This is a genomic window from Endozoicomonas sp. (assembly GCF_031844845.1).
Taxonomy (GTDB): domain Bacteria; phylum Pseudomonadota; class Gammaproteobacteria; order Pseudomonadales; family Endozoicomonadaceae; genus Endozoicomonas.
In genome coordinates, this window is sequence record NZ_JAVRMB020000184.1 from 19541 (window position 1) to 31152 (window position 11612).

Here is an 11612-nt window from a genome sequence, read left to right on the forward strand (position 1 = left end):
ATCTTCCCCTTGATGGCCATTTTTTTTATGAGTTGCAAACGGGTTCTTCCACCAGCAGATTTCAGGTCAATGCCATTAACGACAGCTCCTGAACCGCAACAGAGAGCATGGCAAGGTTCTGTTCACTGGCGGACTGTATTTCATTAAGGGTTGCCTGCCAGCGGTTGATAGGTTCGGCATTTTTTTCCAGCCATACCGCCAGTCTCTGTTCCGGCTCCCCATCAGCGCATAACAATACGCCAATACAGTTGTCGTTTAATGTCCGGTCTAACTGGTTTTTCAGGGAAGACTGGGCTTTTCGCTGCCAGAGGTCGCCAACGGGTAGTTGCCGGATTTGTTCCCTTAACCAGGGCAGGTACAGTCGGTCTTCAAGGACGAAGTGGATAGACGCAACGTCGCTGACAGTTTGTTCATACGTTTCTGCAAGGGGCATCATAAAGAGGACATAATAAAGGTAGCGAAGGCTTGTGGTGGCTTCCGCCAGCGTTGCCGGAATATTTTTTTCCTGCAAAGCAGTGACCCGACCTCCCAGCCATTCACAGTCCTGTTCCCCGAGAAGTTCTGCTAACTGTCCTGAAATCGTGGTAACTCCTGGCTTATAGGTGCTGACCAGCGTTTCAATGTCTGGAGCGCCGCTATTATTTCTCAGGATCCAGATACAGGCTTTCTCGATATGCTGTTGAATTCGATATAACTCAATGCGCTGGATTTCATCTTTTACCCCAAAACCCAGCTGCTCATACTGATCCCAGATGGACTGAATGGAGAAAATTTCTTTAACCGTGATAAATGCCCGGATGATGTTCAGTTCGGTGCTGCGGGTTTCCTGCTGAATGTATTGGATAAAAGTAGCCCCCATTCGGTTACCCACTTCATTACTGAGATGGGTGGCCAGTATTTCTGCCTTCAGGGGGTGGCTCATAATTTGTGCCGGGAACCGTTTTCTCAGGGGTGATGGAAAGTAATCCGCCAGTTTTAAGGTCAGGATGGCATCTTCAGCCACGTTGGCCGCGACCAGCGCTTCAAAAAGATCCAGTTTGGTGTGAGATAGCAGGACGGCGATTTCCGGGCGGGTCAGACCTTCACCGGCTTTATTTCTGGCTTTCAATTCAAGGTCGGAAGGCAGGCAGTCCAGTTCCCGGTTGAGGCGGCCTTTTTCCTCCAGTTTACGAATCAGAAAACGGTGGTCGTTGAACAGCATGACATTGTGTTGCAGGCTCAGGCTTAACTTCTGGCTTTGCAAAAAGTTATGGCGGAGTACCAGGCTGGCGATTTCATCGGTCATGCTGGCCAGCAGTACATTGCGTTGTTTGAGGGTGATGTCACCGTCATCAATCATCCGGTTCAGCAGGATTTTGATATTGACTTCATGGTCAGAACTGTCGACGCCACCGGAGTTATCAACGGCATCGGTATTGATTAACCCCCCTCGTTGCGAAAACTCCACCCTTGCCTGCTGGGTCACGCCAAGGTTGCCGCCCTCACCTACGGCGCTGACATTAAGCTCTGTGGCATTAATACGAACACTGTCGTTAGAACGGTCGCCAACATCGGCATTGGTTTCAACGCCGGCTTTAACGTAAGTGCCTATTCCCCCGTTCCATAGCAGATCTACCGGCGCTTTGAGAATGGTCTGGATAAGTTCGGAAGGGGTCATCACGGACGCTTCCGTTGCCAACGCCTTTTTTACCTGGGGGCTCAGGTGAATATTTTTGGCCTGACGGTTGAATATCCCACCACCTTCAGAAATTTTTGCCCGGTCATAATCTTCCCAGGATGATCTTGGCCGATTAAACATCCTCTGTCGTTCATCAAAGCTGCTGTCGGCATCCGGTTCCGGATCGAGAAAGATATGCTGGTGGTTAAAGGCGGCAACCAGTCGGATATGTCGGGAAAGGAGCATGCCATTACCAAATACATCCCCAGCCATATCGCCGATACCAATTACGGTAAAGTCCTGACTCTGGGTATCAATCTCCCGTTCTTTAAAGAGTCTTTTGACGGACTCCCAGGCGCCCCGGGCGGTGATCCCCATTTTTTTGTGGTCGTAACCCTGGCTGCCGCCGGAAGCAAAGGCGTCCCGCAGCCAGAAACCGTAGGACTGGGAAATATCATTGGCAATATCGGAAAAACTGGCGGTTCCCTTATCGGCAGCGACCACCAGATAAGGGTCGTCTTCATCGTAACGAACCACATCAACCGGCGGGATAAGTTCTCCGGCCTGAAGGTTGTCGGTAAGATCCAGCAGGCCGGAAATAAATTCCTTATAACACCCAATACCTTCTGCCAGAATGTCTTCCCGGGAGCCATTAACCGGCAGCTGTTTGGCAATAAATCCACCTTTGGCGCCGTGAGGGACGATAATGGCATTTTTGACCATTTGTGCCTTCATCAGGCCGAGTATTTCCGTGCGGAAGTCTTCCCTGCGGTCCGACCATCTCAGGCCGCCCCGGGCAATTTTACCACCACGCATATGAATGCCTTCAAACCGGGGAGCATAGACAAATATTTCAAACAGCGGCCTGGGCTGGACCGCCATGGGAATATTGTCTGGCTGTACCTTGAATGAGAGGTAGCTTTTGGTAAGCCCGTCCTGGTTTTTTTGATAGGCATTGGTTCTCAGCATCGCTTCTATAATGCTGAGAAAGTGACGGAGGATGCGGTCTTCATCCAGGTTGGCAACATTGTCCAGTAGCTGGTAGATCCGTTCAGAGCAGGCTTTGGCCATTTCGGTACGGTCACCATCATAATCAGGACAGAAGCGAATACTGAACAGGTCCACCAGTTCACCCACCACGGCCGGGTTACTGTTTAAGACGGTTTGCATGTAACTCTGGCTAAAAGGCACCTGTAGCTGTGACAGATATTTGGACAGAGCCCGTATCAGAATAATCTGTTCCCAGTTTAAACCGGTGGTAACAATGAGTCCGTTAAACCCATCACTTTCCATTTCTCCCCGCCAGGTGCGGATAAACACTTCATGAAACTGCTCCCTGAGCCCGGTATCTTCAAGATTGGTATTCTGTGCCTGTCCGGTATTGCCTGCTTCGTCTGGCTTTGGCGTCGCTACCAGTATTTTCTCATGGCTGTTTGGCTCAATACTGAAATCAATTACCCAGCCATCCTCGATGGTGCATGAGTGAACGGTATAGGGTCTTGCGCTATGAACCCTGACACCCATTTTTTCGAGAATTGGCAGCACGTCGGACAACGCCAGCAGGGGGCCTTTACCCAAAACGCGAAAGTGCCACTGGCTGAAATCCGTTACCGGGCGGTACAGGCTGGTACTTATTTGACTACTGTCTTTTATGGTTTCTAGCCGCTGGATATCCATAACTGCCTGGCGGGGGCTGGCCTCCTCACGATAGGCGGCCGGAAATGCGTGCAGATAGCATTGTGCCAGACGATTGGCCGTTGCTTCCCCAAAGGCTTCTTTCATGGCAATTTGCAGATGGTCAGACCAGCTCATCATCGCTTCATTGATCATCGCTTCCAGCTGGTCTACCTCAATTTTCAGCTGGCTGGCATGTTGGCAGTGCACAGTAAAATGCAGTTGCGCCATGGGGTTTTCTGATAATTGAACATTAAAATCAATGCTGTTACCCGCCAGTTCAGTGAGCAGGATTTTCTGCATTTCCAGCCGTAATTCGGTATGGAACTGATCCCTCGGGACATAAACCAGCACAGTAACAAAACGATCATAACTGTCTGGTCGCAGGAAGAGTTTCAGCTGGCGCAGCTCGTAACAATCCAGGATGCCGCAGATAACGGTTTCCAGCTGTTCATAGCTGGCCTGTAGCAGCTCATCCCTTGGGTAGTCGTTAATGACATGGCGTAACGCATTATCCCGATGGCTATTGGCCGGCGCATCGGAGTTTTTAAATAGCATGGCCACTTTTTTTCGTATCAGGGGGATTTCATCCAGTGGCGCATTGTAGGCTGTGGATGAAAACAGGCCAAAGAAGCGCCACTCACCGATGACTACGCCTGATTCGTCGAAGTGCTTAATGCCGATATAGTCAAGGTGCGCCGGCCTGTGGACGGTGGAGCGGCTGGTGGATTTGGTAATGACCAGAAGTTCCGGAGACTGGAGACGATCCGCAAGGTAGGGAGAAATATCCTGTTCCACAGGTGCCTGACGAAGCTCCTCGCGGAAGGTACCCAGTCCGGACTGGCTGCGGATACGCAGTTTGAGATTCTTGGGAGTCTGGATGATTTCGTAGTAGCGTGAGCCAATAAAAAGAAAGCTGCCTTGTTTCAGCCACTGCAGAAAAGCCAGCGCCTCTTTACGTTCTGTTTTAGTGATGGGAACCGGATGGTTCTCACACCAGTGGATCGCTTCGTCAAGCCTCTCATGCATAGCCTCCCAGTCAAAGACTACCTGCTGCACATCCGCCACCACGCTGTGTATATTGGCAACAATACGCTGTAAGTCCGCAGGGTCTGGTTGCTGGTCGATTTCAATTCGAATCACGGCTTCCTGCGGCAGGGCATCATTACCGGCTACGGTTTGCAGCTGTCCTGAGCTATCTCTCTGTATGCCGATGGTCGGATGGTTCAGTTTATAAACCTTTATTTTCTGGCGATCCAGCTCCATTAAAACAGACGACGTCAGAAACGGCATATCATCCACAATAATTTCAATAATGCTGTGGGTTGAGTGCCAGTGATGGGTTTCCGGTTCAGGGTTATAGGCACGAATGTTAATTTGCCCGGGTAATTTCAGCTGTAAAAATTGCCATAAACACAGCAGGGCGCCGTAGCAGTCTTCCGTATTGAACTGGTTCAGGTATCGGGGCGATTCCCCCTGGTAGTATGCATCCGCCAGAGACTGTATCTGTTCAGCCTCGTTCTTCGACAAACGCTCCGACAGAAGTGATTGAACCTTATCAACGATAACGGCTCGAAAATCTCTGAAGCGGTTCATGATTTCCCCTGCTTATTAATGGAGAGTATGGATGAAAAGCCCTGAGGACAAGATAGACAAAAAACGATTCAAACGCCTTGGTATTGCTGATTTTGCGCGGGTTAGGCATGATCCGCAACCACTGTAGAATTTGCAAGCGGCGTCCAACTCTGGTATAAAGCCCGATCTTTGTATGAGGGTAGCTGCTGATGAGTCTTGAAGGTCTCTTGACTCTGTAACCATGGGCAGACCTGCCCGAAGCAGACACTGGAATTCAGTTAAGTTTTCCGGCCTTATGGCTGGATTTTTGGTTTGAGAGGCCATCCATATGTCCAAGGTTTGTCAGGTTACCGGTAAGCGTCCGGTTACCGGGAATAATGTTTCCCACGCTCAGAACAAGACTCGTCGTCGCTTCTTGCCTAACCTGCATCACAAGCGTTTCTGGGTTGAAAGTGAAAAGCGCTTTGTGCGCTTGCGTGTTTCTGCAAAAGGTATGCGTATTATTGATAAGAAGGGTATTGATGCCGTTCTGGTCGATGTGCGCGCAAGCGGTCAAAAATTCTAAGTTAGCAGGAGCATAAATCATGGCTAAAGGTATTCGCGAGAAGATCAAGCTGGTTTCCACTGCTGGCACTGGTCACTACTACACAACCACCAAAAACAAGCGTAATACGCCTGATAAGTTGGTGTTCAAGAAGTATGACCCAGTTGTTCGCAAGCACGTTGAGTACAAGGAATACAAGATTAAGTAAGTCTTGTTTGCTTTGCTCTGGTTCGTATCAATCAACCTGGTACGAACCACTACTCCCTTCTGTAAATCTGCAAATTATTTTTCTGTTGAAAATACGTCCAGGTGTGAGGCCTTACCGGTGAAAATCATGTTACGGACTTGACCATTTTTCCAGTGATTCTGGTTTCTTCCGGTTTTCCCAAACGCGCATACTGTTCAGGCGACCTTCTGGTTTACTCCTGGGCATTCAACCCAAACTCCGTTCATTTTAATTCCCGGTCTCAGGATGAACGTAGAGAGACCGGGCTGACGTCGGTTGCTGGCCAGGGTCATGACCGGTGAGCTGTTGATGAGTCCGGGCTTGTGGAAGAGCCCATGGCTCTCGTCTGCAGCCCGGCTGGGGATAATGGGCCGATTATTAAACAGGGCCACGGCCAGATTGGCAAGCTCCAGGTTACCCGAGACCTGGTTGCTGAAACGCTGCATGGACTGATGCCGATAGTAGCGTGCGTCTTTCGCGTTACTGTCCATGATATCCCGAACTTGCTCTGGTGACAGAGACTCACCCGTGCCAAAGTACTCCGCCTGCTGATTTGTGGTAGCCGCAAAACGCTGCAACTGCGACGCCCAGGTTTCGTGCTTACAGCCGGGTAAGGTTAAGTCGTGTAAATCAGGAACCTGTCCATCAGTTGGACCCGAAAATCGTGGCATGAAATGGCTGACAGCTTGCCGGAGCCCTGACCACAGAAGGGAACCAGAGCGCGCCGTGACATCGAGCAAACCCCCCTGATGCATGCTGCGGGCTTTTGAAGAGATGGCTTCCGGTTGAACAGTGGCTTCTGGTTGAACGGTGACTTCTGGTTGAACAGTGACTTCTGGCGTATCGATAAGAACGTCGGGGCAATTTTGCAGATCAGTTGTATGTGTACTACGAAAATCGGTCATATTGATAGGATCAGTGGAACAGCTATCCAGCGCCTCTATATTCGGCTCACCTTTATTTTTATAACGAACTTCGCACCGATATTGCTTACCATACTCATTTTCTGGAACTACAAAACTACTGGTTAACAGTACGGTTGAATTTGAATCTTCCGTTCCTGCCCCTTGTATACCCTTAGGGGTATCAAACCATTGCATACTGGTTTCATATTTATTTGCAGCCCGGCACGATATGTTGGCTGCCATTTTAATGACACCATTATCAATGCAGGGGTGTTGATAGAGACAGCATTTTGGTTTTTCAAAAGGCAGATAAACCCTTGTTGAGCAAATTCGAGGAATTTGTTCACCCGGAACTTTGAGGTAGCATTTATAGTAATGACCTGATTCTTGATGTGCTGGAAAGCGAGCAGTTACGTTTCTGAATCCATTAGCTGTTGAATTTGTTATGTCTGTAGTATTCGCAGGATTATTGTCCCATGTAAATGTGGAATGCTGATAGACATCAGAAGTGCAGATTGTTTCAATTTCGCGACCTTTAACGGAGCATTTATCATCAAAATTAACGTTTTCAGTGAGATAACATTTTGGATAACCTTTTGAGGGCGATATAGTAAAAGATAAGGTTCCCTCTCTCGATTTGACGGTCGATAATCCTGTTTCAATAACGCATAAAGATCATCGGATTAGGTACATTCTTATATACCTGATTCCATATTTTTTGGTTGAACTTCTGCCAGTGGTCAGAACCGTATTCTCTTTCTGTTATCAAGTCCGTATGTGTCATCGTCATAATACCTCTCTATTTATTTTTGGTCGATGAGTCAATTATTTTAGACCATTATTCCCAATGCACACTGTATATAAAATCCAATAGCTGCCGAATTAATCTATATTGACTCACTGGAGGACAAGGTATGACTATTTTGAACGAGCTGGAGGCGATACTAAAAACCGATCAAACGGAAACAGCCAGGATTCTAGGTATAGGAAAATCAGCGTATTCACAGTATAAGAATGGTGGTCGGAAAACACCTCTATATATCCAGTATTCAGCAGAAGTTATCTTGATGTTGAGTAGTGCGAAGTTAAAGGAATTGAAGTATTCCAGACTTGCACCGTAGGCTGCGCTCATAGCAGCCGTGGAGCGGCCTCGGTTACTCATTTGCACATATAGACAGTACTAACTCTAATTCCTTCTGGACCTGCTCAAACTCTTCCTGATATGCAATGTCATCGAACCCTGACCAGTCATTAGGCTTATACATTGCCAGTAGTGCCTGACAGTCTGCTAGAAGAACCTGAACCCGCTTTGATAGCAGGATAGTTTTATCGTCTTTCATTAGATAATCTCCGATACGTCAACGTTGTTTGAATCAAGTACTCTGTAATGCACCAGCCTATTATCAGACTCAGGATCGAGCCTAAGCTGGGCACTAGCAACGGCAGGCACCGTAAGACCTGTTTCACTCTCCACCGCTGCAATGATGGCTCCCAGTAATCGGCGGTTAAGTAGCAGGTGATCATAAGATGAGTAAACCCTACTGATACCGCACAAGACTTCACCGTAATAGATATTATGCTCCCGGTTGTATCCGAGAGTGATCTGATAGTCTGGCTGACTGTCAAACCATATTGAATGCTGGCTCATAGTTATTCTCCGTACAGGATCGAATAGATACACTCATTACATAAAGCGTATTCGTGACTGTTATCTTTATCGTTCGATATGCCGGTGCAGTCTGTGACGTTATTACCCAGACTGTCATTGCAGCACTCGCAACCCTGATAACTAAAACCCGGTTCTGCATCATCAACTATTGATACGCTATAGATATTCTCTCGGCTCATAAATCGGTCTATATGATCGTCATTGTTATTCATTGGATAGCCTGATTGATTAGTATTGAATGCCCGCCCGTCTCGCAGGTCAATTAGCCAGGCAAGCGCTCATAGATGACAGTAGTTAAGTATTTATCCACCTGACTTAATAGACAGCTAAATGATTAGTTAGTTCACATCGGGAACTAACATTAATTAGCACTGGCATAACAGGTCGGTGATTTTTGCACTGGTGAACCATGACCAGCCGCAAAGATCGGGCAGGCACACACACATAAAGGAATGATCAGCAGGCCGAGAGCCGGAAAGAATGGAACGATTGATCAGCCAGGGAAATGATGTCAGCGAATGGAATCGAGGGGGGGGAGTGACCCGGACGCATGGACACGGTTCCATCGAGCGTGGGTTGACTGCATTGGGGGTTTCACGCACACAGTTTTAAAAACAATAAGGGGGGGTAGTAAAAGAAGAGAGGGTACTTAGTGCATGTGGTGTACGTTGAAGTCTGAAAAAATATTTTTGATGCTGTATAGCGAAGGTGTAACACTCCCGTTACAGCTTGAGAGTATTAGTTGAAATTACTGTCATGGTATCAAACCCCTGTTTAGTTAATTGTCTGCCAATAATCCTGGTTTCATCAGCTTCAGATAAAGTTATATGGGGAGCATTCAATTAGACTGCCCCCCTTCGTTGTAGTTAGCCTATTTGGAAGTCAGGGGACAATACAGAATCGGGTAATGAGGTTCGTGCGATCCAAGAGGTTGGTATTGATTTATCAGAACCGAAGAAGCATGCAGCCAGAATCGCACCTAACGGAATGGCCCGTCCGCAATTGTCACCTCCGCAGTAAATGTTTTCTCTCATGGTTTGTTCATAATTCACAGCTTTCAGCAGGAGATGGGTAACCACCATAAAAGAGGCATCGAGTCCGCAGTGCATTCCCACCTCTTGTGCAACCTCTTTTGATGAGCGGTTGAGCATTGATTCCGTGGTTTCGATTGCCTTGGCAATGTCTGCACTCACTTCTTTTGCGTGTTCCACACACTGCTCCGGTGAGTGGCCCTGAATTGCACTTTTTATCATTATGGCAACGGCTCTGGCATAGCTAACGGCGGTATCGTTATTGTTGGTGACACGCACCGCTGACTCTACCTTTTCCAATAAGTCTGAATCCTGACCGTGCATAGCAACCAGAGGCGGTAGCTTTGACAGTGCCGGATTCTGGGTATCGTCAGCACCGCAGGCGGTAAGGGGTTCGTCATTTGCTTTTCTTTGATGAAGATTGAGCAGGCTCAGCTTAGTCGGATGATCCGCATAGCCCTGCCACTGGCCACCAAAGTCAAACCACTGCTGAAATGATTCAATGTAACTCTGTTCCGAGTAATGGCCATTGGCAGTGATGGCATCCTGCATCGAAAGCAGCTGTGCTCCATAGTGAGAAAACTCACCGGCCTGTTTTCCCTCATGGGCAAAGTAACCTTTTTCTTCGTACTCTGCGCGAACAGGAGTGTGAAACTCCGGGTATTCACCTCCGTGCTTTTCAATCAGCACTTGATCGTACAGCCAGTGAAATCCCATTGAAGCGGCATCACCGACTAATGCGCCAATAACCGCTTCATAAGCTTTCTGTCTTTGCTCATTCATTGCAATACCGTCCTGTTACTTTTATTGAGCCTGCCTGAATTTTTAGCACACCCCCTGCGCCGCAACCCGGTTTCTTTTGTCTGGTCGATTGCGGGCGACGGTTCCCATGATGTTTTAAGGCTGCCTGTGGTCGTCTGGGTACTTGCCTCCCACCAAAGAGAAGGTACTGGAAGGAGGTAGCTTTACCGGGGCTGACTGAGTTGGATTTGAAAGAGCTGAAAGATGCCTCGGATTATGTGTTCTACGACACAGTAAATGGATTTTGAAGCAACTGTCTTATAATAAGTGCCACCACTTCTTCTTCTTCTGGAAGTGATGGTTAAGTGTCAAGGATGTATTAATGACTGCCTTTCTTTTGACCTGGAATCCTGAGAACTTTGCCACTTCTGGTGGAGGCTCTGTTAAAACACTGGATTATGCCGTGGGGGAGGAGGTTAGCTGGAGCTGCAGTAGCCAGCAACCGCAAGTTGGTGACCGGGTTTACTTGATTCGCCTGGGCAAACACCAGCACCCTAAGGGCATTGTTGCCAGTGGCACCGTTACCCTGGAAAGCTTTGACGACACTCACTGGTCTGACAGCAGCAAACAAGTCAGCTATATCAAATTTCAAATAGAAGATTTTCGACGTAGCTGTGCAGAGGGGCTATTGCCAATGCTGCTGCTGAGAACCGCCTTTCCTGAACAACAGTGGAGTCCAAACTCCTCAGGTATCGAGATTAAAAAAGCCTCTATTGAAGTTCTGGATGACATCTGGCAACGCAGTAAGGGCCAACACAGTCTTGCCACTACGCTTCAGTGGTGCTTTGAAAAGAGAGGTGATGATGGCCAGTGGTTTGAGAGGTATCGGAGCCTTATTAATGACGTCAAGCAGGCAAAAGAGACGCAGGTCATTTCAGACGAGCTGTTAAAAAGCCTCTGGTTTGACAGGAACAATGGGGTAAGCAGTGTTGCTCCCGCTGGTATTCCCAGCTCCGATTACAGTCAGAATATTGACTGGCTTAGAGAAATAACGTTCAGGATTTTCAATTCACCGGATAAAGAAACGCTTATAGCTATTTATGGCGAATGGCAGGAACATTTCTCCAGGACGTACTGGGCGGTAATTCAACGGGTGTTCAGTGCTGCTGATCCTGAAAACCTGACGACACTGGTAAGTCATAAGTATTTGGCAAGAGTGGCTGATGTTATAGAAAAACAGTTCCAGATTCCCATTGAGAAAAACAAAAACTGGTGTGTACTCAATCATAATCTGACCGCCGCAGTTACTCCCTGGCTGCAGGAGGGTTGGGAAGTGCATGAGCGCAATATTGCACTGTGGAGCATTTATGTCCATGACGAAAGGCTGAAAAAACAGGGGCAGCAAGGTGGTAAAATTCCGGCCAAGGGAGAAGAAGTAGTGTCTGAAAATAATCAGGAATCAGTGGACTATCGCCCTTTGGGAACCAACACCATTCTCTATGGACCTCCCGGCACTGGTAAGACCTATCACACGGTGGAAGCGGCAGTACGGGCAGCAGACCCTGAGTTTAAGGATGTGCAGGATCGCCC

The 11612-nt window shown here is 48.0% G+C and carries 9 protein-coding genes; 3 read left to right on the forward strand and 6 right to left on the reverse strand.

The genetic code is table 11. The features are described from left to right. Positions 1–61: 61 nt before the first annotated feature. Positions 62–4927, reverse strand: coding sequence for an NAD-glutamate dehydrogenase (locus tag RM811_RS09680; RefSeq protein ID WP_402523422.1), 4866 nt, complete (start codon positions 4925–4927; stop codon positions 62–64). Positions 4928–5234: 307 nt separating this feature from the next. Between RM811_RS09680 and rpmB the strand changes: the two genes are divergently transcribed. Next, on the forward strand, positions 5235–5471 hold the full coding sequence (gene rpmB, locus RM811_RS09685; RefSeq protein WP_402523423.1) for a 50S ribosomal protein L28: 237 nt from the start codon (positions 5235–5237) through the stop codon (positions 5469–5471). Positions 5472–5490: 19 nt separating this feature from the next. Continuing rightward, positions 5491–5658: a 50S ribosomal protein L33 gene (rpmG, locus tag RM811_RS09690; RefSeq protein WP_020582176.1), complete on the forward strand. Its 168-nt coding sequence runs from the start codon at positions 5491–5493 to the stop codon at positions 5656–5658. A gap of 194 nt (positions 5659–5852) precedes the next feature. Here the strand turns inward: rpmG and RM811_RS09695 are convergent, their stop codons facing one another. The 5 genes from RM811_RS09695 to RM811_RS09715 form a co-directional block, all read right to left on the reverse strand. Further along, complete coding sequence (locus tag RM811_RS09695; RefSeq protein WP_402523425.1) at positions 5853–6824, reverse strand: hypothetical protein; 972 nt, start codon at positions 6822–6824, stop codon at positions 5853–5855. Positions 6825–7735: 911 nt separating this feature from the next. Beyond that, positions 7736–7921 carry a hypothetical protein gene (locus RM811_RS09700; RefSeq protein ID WP_402523427.1) on the reverse strand — a complete coding sequence of 62 codons (186 nt, stop codon included), beginning with the start codon at positions 7919–7921 and terminating at the stop codon, positions 7736–7738. Further along, on the reverse strand, positions 7921–8229 hold the full coding sequence (locus RM811_RS09705) for a hypothetical protein (RefSeq protein ID WP_402523429.1): 309 nt from the start codon (positions 8227–8229) through the stop codon (positions 7921–7923). Before RM811_RS09705 ends, RM811_RS09700 begins: the two co-directional genes overlap by 1 nt. 2 nt (positions 8230–8231) lie before the next feature. Next, a complete protein-coding gene (locus RM811_RS09710; RefSeq protein WP_402523431.1) occupies positions 8232–8462 on the reverse strand; it encodes a hypothetical protein in 231 nt (76 codons plus the stop codon). Between the two features lie 654 nt (positions 8463–9116). After that, a complete protein-coding gene (locus RM811_RS09715; protein ID WP_402523433.1) occupies positions 9117–10064 on the reverse strand; it encodes an ADP-ribosylglycohydrolase family protein in 948 nt (315 codons plus the stop codon). A gap of 340 nt (positions 10065–10404) precedes the next feature. Here RM811_RS09715 and RM811_RS09720 point away from each other — a divergent pair. Beyond that, positions 10405–11612, forward strand: a 1208-nt coding sequence (locus RM811_RS09720; protein WP_402523436.1) for a hypothetical protein, incomplete at its 3' end; no start/stop codon positions are given.

Coding starts and splice junctions, on each gene's coding strand:
- RM811_RS09710 (WP_402523431.1), bottom strand. CDS start 8,462: ATGAATAACAATGACGATCATATAGACCGATTTATGAGCCGAGAGAAT.
- rpmB (WP_402523423.1), top strand. CDS start 5,235: ATGTCCAAGGTTTGTCAGGTTACCGGTAAGCGTCCGGTTACCGGGAAT.
- rpmG (WP_020582176.1), top strand. CDS start 5,491: ATGGCTAAAGGTATTCGCGAGAAGATCAAGCTGGTTTCCACTGCTGGC.
- RM811_RS09705 (WP_402523429.1), bottom strand. CDS start 8,229: ATGAGCCAGCATTCAATATGGTTTGACAGTCAGCCAGACTATCAGATC.
- RM811_RS09695 (WP_402523425.1), bottom strand. CDS start 6,824: ATGGCAGCCAACATATCGTGCCGGGCTGCAAATAAATATGAAACCAGT.
- RM811_RS09680 (WP_402523422.1), bottom strand. CDS start 4,927: ATGAACCGCTTCAGAGATTTTCGAGCCGTTATCGTTGATAAGGTTCAA.
- RM811_RS09700 (WP_402523427.1), bottom strand. CDS start 7,921: ATGAAAGACGATAAAACTATCCTGCTATCAAAGCGGGTTCAGGTTCTT.
- RM811_RS09715 (WP_402523433.1), bottom strand. CDS start 10,064: ATGAATGAGCAAAGACAGAAAGCTTATGAAGCGGTTATTGGCGCATTA.